We start from the raw sequence: 17,479 nt of genomic DNA, 5'->3' as shown, positions 1-17,479 counted from the left end.
ATCCGTTCACCGGACGGGTTAGGGGCGTGGTATCTGGAGACAGCCGTAACCTGAATCCAGCTATGAAAAACGCAAGGATCTCGAAAAGAGAACCTTGCGTTTTTTGGATTTTATTTTCTTGATTTCCTTATGACTGCCTCATATTGGGCAGGTGAGCAATCTCGTTCCCGGCAAACGCTCCTACCGGACCTGCTGTCAGTTGGAGAAAGTTACATACAGGTAAGCGTTGTAGGTCTGCTGGCTGGTGCGTTTCTCCGGATTGCGGCTCTGGGTTCTGACCGTAACGGAAGACATGCCCTGCACGTTGATCTTGGCCGGCAGTTCCTCCTGCTTCAGGAAAGCGGTGCCCGTCCCGAGCTGCACATAAAGATCGACTTTATCCTGGGAGATCAGGTTAACATTCATGTACTTCGATCCGTTCGGGGCAAAAGTCTGATTGATCTCGCCCTGGCTCTTCAGGTCCTGCACGGCCGCCGCTCCGGGCGGTGCCGTCACGCCGCCGGTTTGTCCGCCGTTGCCGTTGTCTTTGCCCGGCTTGCCCGTGCCGGTTCCCGTCGAGGAAATCTCGTCGTGGAACGTCACCTTAAGCGTAGCCGGGTAGGCGGCCAGCGGCGACCGCTTCTCGGGATTGCGGCTCTGGGACTTGATCCCGATCTGGCTGACGCGGTCTACCTGGACGTACCGGGGCAGCTCTTCCTGACGGAGGAACGCAATGTCTCCGTTCATGTACAGGTACAGATCTGCGGCATCTTTGGATGTCAGCTCGAGCCGCATGTACTTTTTCCCGTTCGGGTAAACGATCGTGTTGAACTCGCCGTCCCGCTGGAGGTCGCGATCGAACGGTCCCGGTCCTTCCGCCGCTTCCCCGGGCTTAGGAGCCGGCATGGGAACCGGACGGAGAATGCCGGAAGGGTTGATGCTGGAATAATTCCCGAGAACTCCCTGCGTCTTCAGGTGATCGAGAATCCGGTGAAGCACCGTCACCGCCTCGGCGCGGGTCAGCTTGGCCGACGGATAAAACTTCCCATTCGCATCCGCCGTGAGAATCCCGGTTTTGTGGACTTCAAGCAGCGAGTTGGCGGCCAGTGCGCTGTAGTCGTCGTAATTGGCTCCGCACGTACCATCCGCTTCCTTCAGAAGAAGAATCGGGTAAATCCCGCCCGGCGGCAGTTCCGAGTTGTAGCGGGTGTCCGTTTTCCGGAAAGATTCCAGCTCGTTCTCGGTATTAAACAGACGGGTCGTAATATCCTTGAACCGGTTCATGTCGCCGCATACGTTGGTGGATTCCGGTCCTCCGTTTATCCCGTATAGCCCGTACAGCATCAGAGCCAGGTCCCAGCGCGTAAACGCATATTCGGGATTGAACAGGGGATTGCCGTTACGGGAGGTGACGGTCGTATCCGCGACTCCGACGAACGTATCGCTGATTTCCCGGTAAGCCCAGTGAGAAGAGGGGACGTCCGCGTATGATGCCCTGCTGTAATTCAATATGTCCGTTCTTAAGCTCGGCCGGTATTTGTCGAACAGCCGGTAAACCATCACCGCCCATTCCGCCTTGCTTACGTAGCGGCCGGGTTGGAAGGTTCCGTCGGGATATCCCTGCAAAATACCGCTTTGAGCCATAAAGGTGATGGACTGGACCGCCCAGCTGTATTTCGCGCTGTCCACATCCGGGAACGGGGTGGAGGTTAAGCCCGCCCGCGCAGGCCCTGCCGGAAACAACGGCAGAATGAGTAAAATCGCCAGGATGATTTTCAAAGATAAAAGTTTAGTGTTCATATCGGGTTCCTCTTCATTTCGAGTGATGGGTGCGTATAAAGACGTATAAGCGACGGACACGGCGGTCCGTTTCACTTATCGTTTATATCGGCTGAAGCATCCGCAATTATTAGAAGGGTGCACGGCCGGCGAGATTCGACTCCTGCCCAAGAGCCGCGCAGCCGGGAGCGGACGCCGGAAAGAGGGATGCAGCGGGACCGGTCGCCAAAGCCGCAGCAGAGAGGCGAACGTCGGGACCGGGCGTCGCAGCCGCGGCAGAAGGGCGAACGTCAGGACCGGGCGCTAAAGCAGCAGCAAAAGGGCGAACGTCGGATTAAACGCCAAAAAACCGCTTCGGCTCTGTGGAGCGAAGCGGTTTCCGGAGCCGATCCCGCTTAGGGTTCGAGAAACTCTAAGCGGGATCGGTTAATTCAGCCAGTGTCAGCTGGACGCCTTCAGACTGAATTCATGTTTTTCCTGGCCCGGAGCGTTGTGGTCTGCCGGAGCTTTGGAGCGGGATTTGCCGATGGAAAAAATCAGGTTCAGCACAATCGCCGTGAAGCTTCCGGCTACGATGCCGTTGCCGGTCAGAATCTGCACGCTCTCGGGAAGGTGGCTGAACAGCGTCGGCGCTACCGTTACGCCGAGGCCCATGCCCACGGAGCAGGCCACGACCAGCAGATTATCATGCTGGTTCAGGTCTACCGAGCCAAGCATTTTGATGCCGGAGGACACGACCATCCCGAACATGGCAATCGTAGCTCCGCCGAGTACGGCAGTCGGGATCAGCATCGTGAGCGCCGCGATTTTGGGCACGGAGCCGAGCAGGATAAGGATAACGCCGGCAGAGGCGATCACGCTTCTCTTTTTGACTTTCGTCAGCTGGACAAGCCCGACGTTTTGCGAGTAAGTCGTGTAAGGGAAGGAGTTGAACAGGCCTCCGATGATGCTTGCGAGTCCTTCCGCGCGGTAGCCTCTTGCGAGGTCCCGGTCCGTCAGGTCTTTGTCGCAGATTTTGCTGAGCGCCATGAACACGCCGGTCGATTCCATAACGGATACGATGGCCACAAGCGTCATGGTCAGAATGGACGTGAGATGGAAGGTCGGGACGCCGAAATAAAACGGCTGGACCATATGGAACCACGAGGCGTCAAGCACGCCCTGGAAGCTGACTTTGCCCATGAAGCCGGCGGCAATCGTGCCGAAGATCAGGCCGAGCAGAATGGAGACGGCCCGGATGAAGCCGCCGAAGAAGCGGTTCATGAGCAGGATGAAGAGCAGAACCCCGAAAGACAGGGCCAGATTTTGCAGGCTGCCGAAATCGGCGCTGTTCGGGCCGCCGCCCATGTCTTGAATGGCGACGGGGATGAGCGTCAGGCCGATGATGGTGACGACAGAGCCGGTGACGACCGGCGGGAAGAAGCGGGCGAGCTTGCCGAGCAGGCCGCCGAACACGAAGATGATCAGCCCGGATGCGATGATGGAGCCGTAAATCGCCGTCATGCCGTGCTGGCCGCCGATGGCGATCATCGGAGCGACAGCCTGGAACGCGCAGCCGAGCATCACCGGCAGCTTGATGCCGAAGATCCGGTTGCCCCAAACCTGGAGGAGGGTCGCGATCCCGCAGGTGAGGAGGTCGATCGAGATGAGGTAGGAGAGCTGCTCGGGCGGGAGATGAAGCTGGCCCGCTACGATGATCGGTACGATCACGGCGCCCGCGTACATGGCGAGAACGTGCTGGAGTCCGAGAGAGCCGGTCTTAAACCAGTTGAGCATGAGTATCCTCCTCGGAGATATTGTTGTTCATAAAGGTGACTTCCCCGTTATCCAGCGAAGCTATGCGAGCGAGCGACTCGACGCGGTAGCCGGCGGCCTTGAGCTTGTCCGCGCCCGGCTGGAACGACTTTTCGATCACGATGCCGATACCGGCTACTTCGGCGCCGGCCGCTTTGACGATGTTGGCCAGGCCGAGAGCGGCTTCGCCGTTGGCGAGGAAGTCGTCGATAATAAGGACGCGGTCATCGGCGGACAGGAACTTTTTGGCCACAGTGACTTCGTTCGTTTGCTGTTTGGTGAAGGAATAGACGCGTTCTACATACAGATTGTCGGTCAGCGTGAGCGATTTCTGCTTGCGGGCGAACACGACGGGCACCTTCATTTCGAGCGCCGCCATCACGGACGGGGCAATGCCGGAGGATTCCAGCGTCAGAACCTTGGTTACGCCTTCGCCGGCGAAGAGACGGCTGAATTCTTTGCCGATTTCAAACATCAGAACCGGGTCGATCTGGTGATTCAGGAAAGCGTCCACTTTGAGAACTTGTCCGGACAGGACCGTTCCTTCATCTTCGATTTTTCTTTTTAATAGCTCCATGCTGGCATCCCCCATAAAATGAAATAATGAGCTGAAACGAAAAACGCAAAAAACCCGAATCTGCACCGGACCCCATAGGGCCGTGTTCATCGAGTGACAAAGGCAAATAACCGCACATGCCGCGGAATGGGGTTTTCCCCAGAGAGGACGCAAAGGTCTTCCTGCGGTAAAAAACCGTCCGTGGATCCGGAATTTGTCATCACCCGTAGTCCGGTCATTTACGGTGACCGGGTAGAGACTGGCAGGCCTATTCCTGCCTTTATACGAGCTGGCTGATTTTCGGTTGGCTTGTTGAATGATGGCTTCATTATACTCCAGAGAACGGAGGATTGAAAAGAAGAAAATGTCGAAAACCCGAACTTTTTGGTGGAAACGGCTTTCCTTTGTTCGCTTATATGCCAGTTCATGGCAGACGAGGAGGGAATTGACCCTTGTCATGTCCAAGGAAAGGGGAAAAGTGTTTCGGCGGCGGCAGGGGCTTGTGCTATAATGGCCCAAAAGCGGAGGAGGCGTTAACGATATGGGAGAAGATTTGCGTTATCCGATCGGAACTTTTACTTACGAGGGAGAGATTTCCCCGGAACAAATTCAGGCCTGGCTCGACGAACTTGCGGCCGCTCCCTCCCGGCTGCGCAGGGCCGCTTCCGGACTGACCGAGAAGCAGCTCGATACGCCTTACCGCCCCGGCGGCTGGACCGTGCGTCAAGTTATCCACCATGTGGCGGACAGCCATATGAACAGCTATGTCCGCTTCAAGCTGGGCGCGACGGAGCGGGAGCCTGTCATCAAGCCCTATGAAGAGCAGTTGTGGGCGGAACTCGAAGACGGAAAGACGGCTCCGCCGGAGATTTCGCTGGCGCTGCTGGATGCGCTGCACGACCGGTGGGTGCGGTGGCTCCGCACGGTGGATGAAGCGGGCTGGGCCCGGACGTTCCTGCATCCGGTGAACGGGCCGACTACGCTGGCGCGCGGTCTCGGCTTGTATGTCTGGCACGGCAAGCATCATACCGCTCATATTACCTCGCTTAGAGAGCGGATGAATTGGCAGTAAATGGCGCGGCGGGTAAGCGCAGGGGCTCCTTCGGGAGGCTCAGCCTGCACAAACAAGCCCCGGAAACGGCGGGAAACTCCCTTCCGCTCCGGGGCTTGTTTGATTTTTAAGCCGGTACGTACTAAAATGTTCCAATTGGGATCGTGCCGGAGTCTTGTTACATAAGTGTTTGAGAATCAATCGTCATCAAATAACTTACATATGATTCCAATTGAAGGGCGGTAAATTCGGCGCCGGTTCGGTCCGGCCTTTAATCCCTGCTTCTGATCACGAGGAGAAGTCCCGAGCCGATGGAGATCGATCCTTGTCCGGCTTGAAGCACATTGCTGATTCCGAGCGACTGTCCGATCTGGAGAGTCGCATTTTCCAGCGGATACTGAAAGCCGGTCAGCGTAATGCCGGTTACTTCGGTCGTCAAGGGGAGAAGAGAAACCTGGGCGTAAGGACCGGCGGTAATCTCGATCCTGTCCTGCACCAGCTCGATATCGTTGTGATCATCGATGATCCGGGAGCGGATTCCGGCCTCCGTTCCTTTGCGGAGCAGGTGGATATTCGCCAAGGTATGATCGAGGCGGGTGCCCAGGGCGCCAAGAAGAATGATTTCCGATGGACTGCGGTCCAATGCCCAGTTATAAGCCAGCTCCGTATCCGTCCAGTTTTTGTCCACGGGATCGCAGGCTATAAATTCCTCGCTGCCGCGGCGGATTTCGGCGAGTTCCTCTGGCGTGACGGAATCAAAATCCCCGAGCGAGAGCCGGGGGCGGTAACCGCTGCGGATCAGACGGAGAGCGCCGCGGTCGGCTCCGACGAGAAGATCCGTACCGGGGTTCAGTGTTTTCAGATGCTCGTCCGCCCACGGGCCGAAAGCTCCCCCCGTGACAATGAAAATCCGCTGCTGCGTAAGCGTCATAACGGCACAACGGCTCCTTCCGTTCATTAAAATGGAAGCTTCATTATACCACAGCTTCCGATAACCGGAAACGAACGGGAAGAACACGAAGCAGCGGGCGAAGGCATACAATTTTCCGGCATGTGCGAATTCCGGGCGGTTCCTTGCAGCCTCGCATGGCGGAAGGTCAACCCGGCGGCAAGGCAGGAAATTAACCCCCGGCCGGCCGATACTCGTCAAGAGCCTCATCTACGATCACGATGCGGAAACGGAAGCTTGAGACCTATTCCGGGTTGGTGCGTAAGGGGGTAGAGGTGCGGAAAAAAACGGGCCCGGAGGCCCGCTTTTCGGCAATTACCGGTCGCCGGTTTTAACATGAAGACGCGGCGGCGTATTTTCTGTCTGCTGGTGATCGATTTCCGCTTCGTTCAGGGAGAAGCCTTTCATCTCCCAAGTCGTTTCGCCCAGTACAAGATCGGCGGGGAACTTATCGCCTCGTTTTAACGTGACTTCCCGGCCGGCTTCGTCCGCATAAATGCCGTCCGTTTCAACTGTTTCGTGGCTCATAGGGTCCATGGTTTTGTCTTTGGACATGACTCACCCTCCTTTCTCTTCTTATAATATGGTCCTTATTTCGACAAAAAATTTCGGTTGAGTTCTAATCTTTTTCGCATAAAATGTCGATAATTGTTGAAAATCATAAAAATTTGATAGAGGGACAGGAAACGGTCCCTCCGAATCGAAAAGTAGGTAAAGAACCACATCTACTTACAGAAAAACCAAGAATTGTTGAAAAATCGGCAATTGAGGTTGGCAAGAGGGTAGAACATGACTAAGTTTATTCAAGCTATTGCATTAGGGCTCGTATTTGCGGCTCTTTTCTTATTCGTCGGGGTGAAAGACGTCGGGGCTGAACCTTCTCCGCCTATGCGCGTGAGTGCCCCGCCGGTCCTTCTGGAAAACTGGGAGTACTGCTGGGCGGAAGAAGAGGGGACCGGACGAACGGGAGTGCCCCCGCACAGCACGGGGGACTGGAAAAGCGCCGGGCAGCTGCTCAATCCGCAGGACCGGATGGGCCGCAGCCATCTGTGGCTGCGAGTCCCGCTCCCTTCCTATAAAGCGGACGATCCGAGCCTGCTTGTCCGCGCCTTCGACAATGTTGAAGTGTATACGGAAAAAGGGCTCGCCTACCGCTTCGGAGATTGGCAGGAAGGGCGGAAGTATCGCTATTACGGGACGCCCAGAAGAATTGTCCCGCTGCCGGAAAATTCGCAGGGGATGCTGTATATACATCTCCAGTCGGAGTCGCGGAATATCGGGATAGAGGACGGGGCCATGTACGGCTCCGAAAGCGGTTTTGTCAAGCAGATGGTCCGGCAGGAATTTTTCCGGGCCGTGCTGGGTGTCAGCTACATACTGGCCGGCATCGTAGCATTTAGTGTTTTTCTCGGTTTGCGAAGCCACAAAGTTTTTCTTAATTTCAGCCTATTTTCCGTCTCTTTCGGCATTTACAGCATCTGCCGGTCATCGGTCGTCTACCTCGTATTCGATCACCCGGCCATACTGACCTATGCGGAACTGGTCGCTTTGTTCGGAGGCGTAATCGGTATCCTGCTATTTGTGGAGGAGCTGCTCGGTTCCGGCAGAGGCGCTTACATAAGAAGAGCCTGGCAGCTGCATTTTGCTTACAGTGCGGGAGCTCTGCTTTTGCTCGCCTGCCGTGTAATCTCCGTCGTGGAAATCGTTGATTGGTACCAACTGCTGCTGATTGTAAGCATGCCCCTTGTGATCGTCCGGGCGGCGGTCTGCGCGATGAAGGGAAACCGGGGGGCCAAGCTGCTCTTGGTCGGAATCGGGGTTATTTCCCTGACCGGCCTGATCGATATTTTCCAGAACCGGCTGAACATTATGATCCGGTTTTCGCCTATGACGTACCTGGGCGTCTCGGTCTTTATCCTGCTGCTGATCGTGCTGCTCATCCGCCAGTTTGCGGACATCATGCTCCAGCTTAAACGTTCGGAGAAGCTTTCGCTCGTCGGTCAGATGGCCGCGGGCATGGCTCACGAGCTCCGCAATCCGCTAACGATCATCTCGGGCTTTCTGCAGCTTTCGCGGAAGCAGGCGCCGGATGCGCCTTATCTCGGCATGATGAGCTCGGAAGTGCACCGGATGAACGAGATCATCGACGACTTTCTGCTGCTGTCCAAGCCTGTGAACAGCCGTTTCGACCGGCACGAAGTGCTGCCTCTGCTCAAGGAAACGCTCCAGCTTTTCGATAACCAGCGCAAAGAGGCGGGAGTGAGCGCCATTCTTGAGGAAGAAGGCGCGATTCCGAAGATAGACTGCGATCCGAACCAGCTCAAGCAGGTTTTCATTAATATGGTGAAAAATGCGATCGAAGCGATGCCGGAAGGAGGGCTGCTGCATATTACGGTGGCCGCTCTGCCTAAGAATAGGGTGGGAATCCGTTTCGCCGATCAGGGAAAAGGAATCGAGCCCGGCCACCTTGGGAGGATCGGCGAACCGTTCTTTACGACGAAAGAAAGCGGGACGGGGCTGGGCCTCATGGTGAGCAACAAAATTATCGAGAACCATGCCGGTACCCTGCGGGTGTCCAGCCGTCTGGGCCTCGGAACGACCATTGATATCATACTGCCCGTCCATATCAAAACGGCGTAACCGTCTGGTTACGCCGTTTTTTCGTGCCGTGCCGCCGTGCCAGGGTGCCGTACCCTTCCGTTACCGTTCCGGCATCCGGTCAGACCGGATTACCGTTGAATTTGTAGCCGACTCCGCGTACGGTAATGATATACCGGGGGTCCGACGGGTTGGGCTCGATTTTTTTGCGCAGGTTGCTGATGTGAACGATGAGAGTCCGTGGATCGCCGAAGCTCTCCAGGCTCCAGACCTGCTCGAAAAGCTGCTCAATCCGGTAGACGCGGTTCGGATTCTGCGCCAGCAGGCTGAGCAGATCGAATTCTTTGGCGGACAAGGCGATAGGACGCCCCTGAGCCTTGACGATATGACTGTGCAGATCGATCTCCAGATCCGGAAATTTCAGCACGTGCTGATCCGCCGGATTGCGGGACGGAGAGCAACGCCGAAGCAGCGCTTTCACGCGGGCGACAAGCTGCGCGGGGCTGAACGGTTTCGTGACGTAGTCGTCTCCTCCTATGCTCAGACCGAGAATGATGTCGATGTCTTCGCTCTTCGCCGACAGGAAAATAACCGGGATGTCGCTTGTTTTCCGCAGTTGGCGGCACAGTTCTATACCGTCCATGCCGGGAAGCAGAATGTCCAAAAGAATAAGGTCGGGACGTTGTTCCGTGACCAGTTGTAGCACATGATCCCCGTGATCGGCGGTGATGACTTCGAAGCCCTCACGCCGTAAATACAGGGAAACGATCTCCAAAATATGGTGATCATCGTCGACAACAAGAATTTTACTTGCCTGCATGAAGAAACCTCCTAGTTGCTGCCCGTGCTTTAAAAGGAAAAAAACTCCAGGTGTAACTTGACAATCCGTTACTTTTTTCCTAACAAAAAAGGTTTATACCCTACATTCTATCCTTTTTTTGTCTAAAATGAAAGAAAAAATCCTTGGTTTCGTAAATGACTAGGTATTATGTGTAGGCACATAGTCCTATTTTTGAAAATCTTTATTCATAATGACATAGAAAAGCATACTTATCAACAGGCTTATGAACATACAGACGCGGACGGGCATCATCATGTATAGTAGAGAGGAAACGATTTGATGACTCTTGCTGCAAAAGGAAAGGAACGATCGCCAAGTGAGAGAACCGCAAGCACCGAAAACACCCAAAGAGCCGTTTATATCGGCTGTTATTCCTACATATAACCGCCCTTACGTATTGGGCGAGCTGCTGGAGACGCTGGCGGCGCAGAACTACACGAACCTGGAAGTCCTGGTTGTGAACGATGCGGGCGTGTCCGTGGATTTTGTGGCGGAAGCTTATCCGGAGCTGGCTATTACGGTTATTAACCAGCCGGTCAATTTGAAGCATGTGCATGCCCGCAATGAAGCGCTCCGTATTGCCCGGGGGGAGCTGATCCTGCTGTGCGACGACGACGATCTCCTGACGCCGGGGCATATCAGGCGCATGCTTGCCGCTCTCGAAGAGACGGGAGCGGACTTCGCCTATTCCGACGCGGAATTGTTTGATTACCGGGTGGAAGGCCGCACGCGTATCCCGGTCAGCCGCCGGTTGTTCGCTTACGAGTTCGATCTCGCGGAGATGAGGAAATTTTCGACGTATGTCCCGTCGGGCACCCTGTACCGGAGGGCGATTCACGACACCCTGGGCGCTTACGATCCCGATGTGCATCATTACTGGGACTGGGATTTCTTCCTCCGAACCGCCGGTTCTTATAAAATTGCCAGAGTGCCCGTTGCGAGCGTTCTTTACGCTTTCTCGCCGAAAGGGGACAATGTTTCGGGAAACCGGCAGGAAGGAAACCCGTACCTCGGCAGGCTGTGCGCCAAGCACGGTCTGGGTGAACTGCCTTCGGAAAACTTTTTTACCCTGCTGGATAAACCGCACATGCGTCAAAGAGAAGCCCCATCCTCGATTATATGGGACGGCGAGCCGGTGATCTCACGCCTGGCGGAACAAACCGAGTCTGTTTAACGAAGCATCCGTGTTTACCCCCGTACGGTACGGATAACGGATTGACGGCGCAGAAGCTCACTCAACCAAGCGCAACCTCTTAGAACAGAAGCCTTCTGCAGCCGCTGCTGCCCGGAGGCTTTTTGTTGTTTTGCCTTGCCGGATGTCCGAAGAGTCGGCGGGGAAATGGGCTACCTGGACCTAAGACCAGGTATAAAAACCGTCGTGAGTCGGTTCTGATTCCCCCTCCCGACCGAGTAGAATAGTGACAAGAACAAGGTTAACGGAAAGGGTTGCGGACCATGAAAAAGAACGGACATAAAGTATTGATTCTCTCGGGAAGCTATGGAGACGGGCATAAACAGGCGGCGGAAGCGATCCGCCGCGAGATCGCTCAGAGGTATCCGGGAGCGGAGACGGTCCTGCTCGATTTTATGGAGTGGACGCATCCCTTCATGAATTCCATCGGGCGGTACATGTTTTTAAAAGGACTCCAGACGTTCCCGTCGGCGTACGGATATGTATACAACAAAACGAGAGAAGCCAACTTTTTCTCGTATATTTTAAAGCAGTTCAATCGGTTCGGCCTCGGCCGCATGATGAAGCTGCTCCGTGAAGTGGAGCCGACGGTGGTCGTCTCCACCTTCCCTCCGGCTGCGGGAGCGATGTCCGCGGTCCGGGCTTACGGGCTGTACGATGTGCCTACGGCAACGGTCATAACGGATCACACGGACCACAGCTACTGGGTTTACCCGGAGACCGACAAATACCTGGTCGGTTCCGACACCGTCAGGGATGGGCTGATCCAGGCGGGCGTGCCTGCAGGGCGCATCGAGGTAACGGGCATCCCCATCCGGCCGGAATTTCAGGGCACCTACGAGAGTGCCCAGACACGCCGCCTGCTCGGACTCGACCCCGAGCTGCCGACGATCCTTTTCATGGGAGGAGGCTGCGGGATGATGGGCGGCGAGATGGCGAGCAAGCTCGAAGCTTTCGAAGCGCTGCCGGTCCGGACGCAGATGGTCGTCGTCTGCGGGAACAACGAGAAACTCCGCGCGCAGATTACGGAGCTGGCGGCTCATTCCCGCCACCGGATCCTCGCTACCGGTTACGTGAACAACGTACACGAATGGATGGCCGCGGCGGATTTGCTCGTCACGAAGCCGGGGGGCCTTACCATCTCGGAAGCGATGGCCATGAAGCTGCCGATCGTGATCTACAAGTCCCTTCCGGGACAGGAAGAGGACAATGCCCGTTTCCTGCTGCAGGCGGGGATCGCCGTGAAAGCGAAGAACATGAACGACTTGATCGGTCAACTGGGCGTTCTGCTGAGAAGTCCGGCGCTGCTTTATACCATGCGGGAGAACCTGGGAAGAACACGCCGGTCCAACGCTTCGGCCGAAGCGGTGCGCATCGTGCTGGAAACCCGCAGCGAACGGCGCTATGCGGCGGCTTTACAAGAAATTTGGTAAAAGCGCCAATAATGTTTACGCAAACTTCGTATAATAACCCTATTCCATAACAGGAAGCGTGGTTATGCCCATGAACCCCGATGCCAAAATACTCATCCTCTATGCCAGTTACGGAGACGGCCACCTGCAAGTATCCCGGGCCCTGCGGCAGAGCTTTGAAACTCAAGGCGTCAGCAACGTAGAGCTTGTGGACTTGTTCGCCCAGGCGCATCCCTGGTTCAATTCCTTCACCCGCTTCGTGTATCTGAAAACATCTTCCATCGGCCTGTACGGCCTTAGCTACTACCTGACGCAGGATATGCGGGCGGATGCCCTGCTTTCCAGATGGCTCCACTCCCTCGGAGACCGCAAGCTCCGCCAAATGATCCGCGAACATCAGCCGGCGGCGGTGGTGAACACCTTCCCCCTCAAGGGGATGCCCGATACGGGAACGCACTGCGGCGGGACGATTCCGACATTCTCGATCGTGACGGATTACGATCTTCATTCCCGGTGGATTCACCCGGATGTAAGGCATTATTTCGTTCCTTCGGAAGAGTTGAAAACCTTGCTGGTCGCGAAAGGCGTACCGGCGGATAACATCAAAGTCAGCGGTATCCCGCTGCGGCCTTCCTTTCAGGATACAGGAGAGGGGAACGCCGAATTAACAAGCGGAGAGGCCGGACAGGCGGCTCCTTTTGTGCTTCTGATGGCCGGTGCGTACGGCGTGCTGAAAGGTCTGCGAGGGCTCTGCGCCAAGCTCCTGAGAGAGATTCCGGACGTGAGAATCGTTCTCGTATGCGGCCGTAATGAGCGCTTGAAGCGGTATTTTGAAACGGCTTTCGCCGGACAGGAGCGCGTGTGCGTGCACGGTTTTGTGGAGGACATCCACCAGTTGATGGCCGCTTCCGCCTGCATGATTACGAAAGCGGGCGGAGTTACTTTGTCCGAGGCCCTGGCGCTGGACGTACCCGTTATCGTTTACCGTCCGTTCTTGGGGCAGGAGAAAGAAAACGCCGATTATTTCGTGAAAAAGGGCGCGGCGCTGGCCGCTTTTAACCCGGATGAGCTTGTCCGGCAGGTCGGGCGGGTTATCCGCAGTGAATGGCCGCCGGAATCGGCCCGCACATCCGTCCGCAATCTGTACAAAAAAAATGCGGGCCAGACGATTGTCTCGCATATTCTAGAAGAGATCGGGCATCATCCTGCCCGCAGCAGCGAACGAGCGAGGTGAGAACGATGGATGAGAACAAACAGCGCCGGCTTTCCGCCCGATTAATCGGGTACGCACTCATTCTTTTTGTCGTGGAATTCGTCCGGGGCGCTTACCTGCTATCCTACCTGCCCGTATATGCGGCGAATGTGCTTCATTATCCCGTGACGATTGTCGGCCTGGCGATTTCCATTCACTATGTAATCGATATGGTTGTAAAAGGGCTGGCGGGGCTTCTTCTCGACCGGTTTCCCGCCCGGGTTATCGTCGGCGGAGGGATGTTCTTCTCTCTGATCGGGCTTATTCTGCTGCAGGGGCCGCACAACGTGTTTATTTTTCTCCTGTCGGCGGCTTTATTCGGGGTCGGAATTTCCCCGATCTGGCTCGTTTGCCTGAGCCGGGTAACGGCCGAACAGCGCGCTTTTCAAATGGGTGTCCTGTATACCGTCTGGCTGACCGGACTCGGTGCCGGCCCCGTCGTTATAAATTTTGTGCTGGACTACAGTCTGTCGGTCACGTATTTTATTCTGCTCGGACTGTGGGTGCTGGGCTGCCTGCTTTCTCTGGGAATGGGGGGCAGGGCGGAAGGGACGCGGACGAAAACCGTCACGTGGAAAGTTCAGGCGGGCGTTCTCAAAAAACAGCTCGGCGCAGCGAGACCGCTCCTGCCTCCGATGATGCTGCAGACTCTTGCGGCGGGGCTGCTTGTTCCTGTTCTTCCGGGGTTCGCATCCGGGGTCATGGGCCTGCAGTATGCGGAATACTCCATGGTACTGCTGGCCGGCGGGCTGTGCACGGTCATTTGTTTAATGCCGATGGGAAAGCTCTCCGACCGCTTCGGGATCCGTGGTTTCCTGATCCTCGGGTTTGCGTTTCTGGCGGCGGCCCTCTACGGCATGACGTTTATAAAAGAACTGGAGTTTGCGCTGCTGACGGCCGCGCTGCTTGGCGTTTCCTACGCCTGCGTGCTGCCGGCCTGGAATGCCCTGATGGCTCTCTACGTTCCCAAAGGGCACCAGGAGATGGGCTGGGGGACGCTTTCCAGTGTCGAGGGGCTGGGCGCTTTTATAGGGCCGGTCCTCGGGGGATGGCTGGCCGACAGATACAGCGAGGTTTTCGTGATCGCGGCAAGCGCGGTCCTTCTGGGGGCCATCGCGCTGTGGTACATACTGGTACCGCTTCAGCCTTCGGGTAAGAAAGACGGCGAAGCCGCCGTAAAGGGGGTGACGTACCGTGGTTGAAGGAATTATCCGGGTCGTTTTTATTTTCTATCTGATCTACACACTTGTGCCGACATTCCTGATCCGGCGCTTTGGATACGGCGTGTTTAAAAGTACAAGCGGAGGACCGTCCGCCGCATTGACTTTTGACGACGGTCCCGATCCGCAGTATACTCCGCAGCTGCTGGACCTGCTTGCCCGGAAAGGCACGAGAGCCACTTTTTTCGTGCTGGGCGCCAAAGCGGAGCATCACCCGGATCTGATCCGGCGTATGCACGAGGAGGGGCATCTGGTCGGGCTGCACAACTATATGCACCATTCCAATGCTCTCATGACACCTTGGAAGGTGCGCCGTACATTGGAGCATTCGGCCGACGTTATCGAACGTATTACGGGGATACGCCCTGTTCATTACCGTCCCCCGTGGGGCGTTTTCAACGTGTTCGACTTTCTGCTGATCCGCAAATTCCGTATCGTCTTGTGGTCCATGGCCGCTTTTGACTGGCGCAGCAGAGGGGGGACCGACAAGATCAAACGGAAGCTGATCGGCAAAGTGAAAGACGGAGCCGTCATTCTCCTGCACGACAGCGGAGACACACTGGGCGCGAACCCCGATGCGCCGGGTTATATGATCGAGGCGCTCGCGGATGTGCTGGAGGATGCCCGCCGGCGGGGCATCCGTTTTGCGCGTATTGACGAGCATCTCCCGGGCCGGAGGCTTCCGGACCGTCTCGTCCGCCGCAGGGCCGAGAAGATGACCGTTCTGCCGACGGCGAAATCGCAGCACGCGCAGACCGCGGTGGAAGCGTCGGCGACCGGGGCAGCGGCAACCGTGCAGCATCCGCAGGGCGCGGACCAAACGGCTGCGACCGTGCGGGACCCGCAGGCAGCCGGCGGGGCGGCGGTCTTGCACAGCTCGCGGGCCAAGGGGGAGGCCGCGAGCGCGCCGCTCCCGCAGCCCGTGGAAGCGGCGCCCGCCCTTGAGGCGCCGCAAAACCAGCCGTCTCCGCCCCCTGAGAAGCAGCGGGGCGTGGCCCTGCGCGCATGGATGCTGTGGGAGCGGCTGTTTCACCGGCTGTACCGGGTGCAGCCCGGAGATCCCGAGCACCGCTTCCTCCACTATCGCATCCGGACGTACCACGGGCAGGAGCTGGTGCTCGACGACGGGGAGATCATCCGTCCGGGCGACAAAGTGGCGGAGCTTCATCTCGACAACGAATGGCTTCGCCGGGCCGGATCGCAAAGCTCCTCCGCGATGAAGCTGGCCGTGCAGATGATCCGGGCCATGGGCAATTCCATGCCCAGATTGGCGCGCCGCCTGCTGGCGGACCCGGCTCTTGCCGATCTTAAGGGCGTGTACGGAATCTCAATGATCCACCGCGGTACAAAGCAGTTCGGATTTACCGTCCTGCCGCTGCAAAACCCCCTGTGGCGCTGGTCCTCGACGCTGTACCTGCGTATTCTGCTGGGGATGCTTCATCCCGGAGGATTCGGACGCCTGCAGGAGAACAGCGCCCGGCTGAATCCGCGCATTATCGCGATGTCGGTCAGCCAGATGAAAAAACGCTATGCTCCCGGATTGAGCACGGCGGAGCCTTCCTCCGGCGCCTATTATCCGGAGGAAGCTTACGGTGCGGTTCTTCAGGAGCTTCCGGAAGGAATGGCGGGAAAAGGCGGGTAATTCCGGAAGACCGGGGATTGCCTGCCTGCTTTTATTTCGTCAACTTGATGTAAGCGCCTTTTTCTAGTAATCTGGAGGAATCAACAGGGTGCACGGAAGAGGTGCGGAAGTGAAGAACAGCAGCATAGAAGTGGTCAAGGTGCTGAATAACAATGTGATCATTGCAGCGCATCCCGTTTATCGCGAAGTTGTGGTGATCGGCAAAGGCATCGGGTTTAACCGGAAGGCCAAAGATCTCATTCCTTCGGAAGCGGTCGAGAAGCTGTTCATTTTGACCAATGAAAAAGAAAAAGAACAATACCAGCAGCTGATTCCCCAAATCGACGAGAAGCTGATCGAGGTCATGAACGAGGTCATTTTATATATCTCGGAGCATGCCGGGGCGCCGCTGAATGAACATATTCATATTGCCTTGACGGACCATATCGCGTTTGCGATCAAACGGCTGGAGCAGGGCATCGTGCTGCAGAATCCGTTTTTACTCGAAACCCGTGAACTCTATCCCAAGGAATACGTCATAGCCGATTATGTCATCCGGACGATTAACGATAAAATGAAGGTGCATCTGCCGCCGGCCGAGGTCGGATTCGTTACGCTCCATATTCACGGCGCGATCACGAACCGTCCGGTATCGGAGGTCAATGAATATTCCCGCCTCATCGGAGAGCTTATCGGTCTGATCGAGCGGCAGATGCATATTACGATCGACCGCAGCACCATCGCGTACTCGCGGCTTCTGCGCCATCTCCGTTTTGCCATTGAACGGGTAAAGCGGAAAGAGGCGGTCCACGAGCCGGACAAGCTCGGCGAGCTGCTTAAACAGCAGTACCCGGAGATCTACTCCATCGCCTGGACTTTGATGAAAGTCATGCAGCGCCGGCTGCGGCAGCCGGTTTACGAAGCGGAGGCGGTTTATCTGACCATGCACCTGATTCGCCTTATGGAGAAAGACGATTCCCTCGAGAAGGGGAAGCCTGCAGGAGACCGTTGATTTCCGGAATGCCCGCATTTTCCGGCAAGATCGCTTCTCCTCAAAAAAAACGGAGTGATTAAAACGGGTCGGCGCAGCTGCGCGAGGCTCGTTTTTTTGCGGTCTTTTTTATTTGAAAAACGGTCTTGACCGATCCGGGCGATGGTGATAATATTTGTCTAATCCTATAAGAATAGTATGAAATAAAGAAACGCTTGTATATCCTACGAATTGTTTACCTGCT

General features: G+C 56.4%; 15 protein-coding genes and 1 riboswitch. Of the genes, 9 read left to right on the top strand and 6 right to left on the bottom strand.

The window, feature by feature from the left end:
• Positions 1–195 precede the first annotated feature (195 nt).
• Positions 196–1,779 (bottom strand): S-layer homology domain-containing protein, encoded by a 1,584-nt coding sequence (locus tag AC58P5_RS23835; RefSeq protein WP_497391044.1) that lies wholly within the window; start codon positions 1,777–1,779, stop codon positions 196–198.
• 117 nt (positions 1,780–1,896) lie between these two features.
• Here AC58P5_RS23835 and AC58P5_RS23830 point away from each other — a divergent pair, with 117 nt between their 5' ends.
• Positions 1,897–2,157, top strand: coding sequence for a hypothetical protein (locus AC58P5_RS23830; protein WP_497391042.1), 261 nt, complete (start codon positions 1,897–1,899; stop codon positions 2,155–2,157).
• A gap of 42 nt (positions 2,158–2,199) precedes the next feature.
• Here AC58P5_RS23830 and AC58P5_RS23825 read toward each other — a convergent pair whose 3' ends face one another.
• Both AC58P5_RS23825 and AC58P5_RS23820 read right to left on the bottom strand, forming a co-directional pair.
• The gene (locus AC58P5_RS23825; RefSeq protein WP_497391040.1) at positions 2,200–3,534 is read right to left on the bottom strand and encodes a nucleobase:cation symporter-2 family protein; all 1,335 of its coding nucleotides are present in this window, start codon (positions 3,532–3,534) and stop codon (positions 2,200–2,202) included.
• Positions 3,518–4,129 carry a xanthine phosphoribosyltransferase gene (locus AC58P5_RS23820; protein WP_497391038.1) on the bottom strand — a complete coding sequence of 204 codons (612 nt, stop codon included), beginning with the start codon at positions 4,127–4,129 and terminating at the stop codon, positions 3,518–3,520. The genes AC58P5_RS23825 and AC58P5_RS23820 overlap by 17 nt, the downstream gene beginning before the upstream one ends.
• A gap of 186 nt (positions 4,130–4,315) precedes the next feature.
• Positions 4,316–4,416, bottom strand: a riboswitch (purine riboswitch).
• A gap of 233 nt (positions 4,417–4,649) precedes the next feature.
• On the opposite strand from AC58P5_RS23820, the gene AC58P5_RS23815 reads away from it, so the two are divergent.
• Positions 4,650–5,180, top strand: coding sequence for a YfiT family bacillithiol transferase (locus tag AC58P5_RS23815; RefSeq protein ID WP_497391036.1), 531 nt, complete (start codon positions 4,650–4,652; stop codon positions 5,178–5,180).
• A gap of 250 nt (positions 5,181–5,430) precedes the next feature.
• Here AC58P5_RS23815 and AC58P5_RS23810 read toward each other — a convergent pair whose 3' ends face one another.
• Complete coding sequence (locus AC58P5_RS23810; RefSeq protein WP_497391034.1) at positions 5,431–6,090, bottom strand: thiamine diphosphokinase; 660 nt, start codon at positions 6,088–6,090, stop codon at positions 5,431–5,433.
• A gap of 333 nt (positions 6,091–6,423) precedes the next feature.
• Positions 6,424–6,663: a hypothetical protein gene (locus AC58P5_RS23805; protein WP_497391032.1), complete on the bottom strand. Its 240-nt coding sequence runs from the start codon at positions 6,661–6,663 to the stop codon at positions 6,424–6,426.
• A 234-nt stretch (positions 6,664–6,897) separates the two neighbouring features.
• Between AC58P5_RS23805 and AC58P5_RS23800 the strand changes: the two genes are divergently transcribed.
• Entirely contained in the window at positions 6,898–8,748 is a 1,851-nt protein-coding gene (locus AC58P5_RS23800) for an ATP-binding protein (protein WP_497391030.1), read from the top strand.
• Positions 8,749–8,827: 79 nt separating this feature from the next.
• On the opposite strand, the gene AC58P5_RS23795 is transcribed toward AC58P5_RS23800, so the two are convergent.
• Positions 8,828–9,526: a response regulator gene (locus tag AC58P5_RS23795; RefSeq protein WP_497391028.1), complete on the bottom strand. Its 699-nt coding sequence runs from the start codon at positions 9,524–9,526 to the stop codon at positions 8,828–8,830.
• A 337-nt stretch (positions 9,527–9,863) separates the two neighbouring features.
• On the opposite strand from AC58P5_RS23795, the gene AC58P5_RS23790 reads away from it, so the two are divergent.
• The 6 genes from AC58P5_RS23790 to glcT all read left to right on the top strand — a co-directional run bounded on the left by AC58P5_RS23790 (position 9,864) and on the right by glcT (position 17,256).
• Positions 9,864–10,721 (top strand): glycosyltransferase family 2 protein, encoded by an 858-nt coding sequence (locus AC58P5_RS23790; protein WP_497391026.1) that lies wholly within the window; start codon positions 9,864–9,866, stop codon positions 10,719–10,721.
• A 281-nt stretch (positions 10,722–11,002) separates the two neighbouring features.
• Entirely contained in the window at positions 11,003–12,172 is a 1,170-nt protein-coding gene (locus AC58P5_RS23785; RefSeq protein ID WP_497391024.1) for an MGDG synthase family glycosyltransferase, read from the top strand.
• A gap of 64 nt (positions 12,173–12,236) precedes the next feature.
• The gene (locus tag AC58P5_RS23780) at positions 12,237–13,385 is read left to right on the top strand and encodes an MGDG synthase family glycosyltransferase (RefSeq protein ID WP_497391022.1); all 1,149 of its coding nucleotides are present in this window, start codon (positions 12,237–12,239) and stop codon (positions 13,383–13,385) included.
• Positions 13,386–13,390: 5 nt separating this feature from the next.
• The gene (locus AC58P5_RS23775) at positions 13,391–14,605 is read left to right on the top strand and encodes an MFS transporter (protein WP_497391020.1); all 1,215 of its coding nucleotides are present in this window, start codon (positions 13,391–13,393) and stop codon (positions 14,603–14,605) included.
• A complete protein-coding gene (locus AC58P5_RS23770) occupies positions 14,598–16,265 on the top strand; it encodes a polysaccharide deacetylase family protein (protein WP_497391019.1) in 1,668 nt (555 codons plus the stop codon). Before AC58P5_RS23775 ends, AC58P5_RS23770 begins: the two co-directional genes overlap by 8 nt.
• Before the next feature lie 88 nt (positions 16,266–16,353).
• Positions 16,354–17,256 carry a glucose PTS transporter transcription antiterminator GlcT gene (gene glcT / locus AC58P5_RS23765; protein ID WP_497391018.1) on the top strand — a complete coding sequence of 301 codons (903 nt, stop codon included), beginning with the start codon at positions 16,354–16,356 and terminating at the stop codon, positions 17,254–17,256.
• The last annotated feature ends 223 nt before the right edge of the window (positions 17,257–17,479 follow it).

The organism is Paenibacillus sp. JT31N7, assembly GCF_059692095.1.
This window is presented reverse-complemented; position numbering and strand designations above follow the sequence as displayed.

Coding starts and splice junctions, on each gene's coding strand:
- AC58P5_RS23820 (WP_497391038.1), bottom strand. CDS start 4,129: ATGGAGCTATTAAAAAGAAAAATCGAAGATGAAGGAACGGTCCTGTCC.
- AC58P5_RS23815 (WP_497391036.1), top strand. CDS start 4,650: ATGGGAGAAGATTTGCGTTATCCGATCGGAACTTTTACTTACGAGGGA.
- AC58P5_RS23780 (WP_497391022.1), top strand. CDS start 12,237: ATGCCCATGAACCCCGATGCCAAAATACTCATCCTCTATGCCAGTTAC.
- AC58P5_RS23805 (WP_497391032.1), bottom strand. CDS start 6,663: ATGTCCAAAGACAAAACCATGGACCCTATGAGCCACGAAACAGTTGAA.
- AC58P5_RS23825 (WP_497391040.1), bottom strand. CDS start 3,534: ATGCTCAACTGGTTTAAGACCGGCTCTCTCGGACTCCAGCACGTTCTC.
- AC58P5_RS23810 (WP_497391034.1), bottom strand. CDS start 6,090: ATGACGCTTACGCAGCAGCGGATTTTCATTGTCACGGGGGGAGCTTTC.
- AC58P5_RS23800 (WP_497391030.1), top strand. CDS start 6,898: ATGACTAAGTTTATTCAAGCTATTGCATTAGGGCTCGTATTTGCGGCT.
- AC58P5_RS23835 (WP_497391044.1), bottom strand. CDS start 1,779: ATGAACACTAAACTTTTATCTTTGAAAATCATCCTGGCGATTTTACTC.
- AC58P5_RS23785 (WP_497391024.1), top strand. CDS start 11,003: ATGAAAAAGAACGGACATAAAGTATTGATTCTCTCGGGAAGCTATGGA.
- AC58P5_RS23795 (WP_497391028.1), bottom strand. CDS start 9,526: ATGCAGGCAAGTAAAATTCTTGTTGTCGACGATGATCACCATATTTTG.
- AC58P5_RS23775 (WP_497391020.1), top strand. CDS start 13,391: ATGGATGAGAACAAACAGCGCCGGCTTTCCGCCCGATTAATCGGGTAC.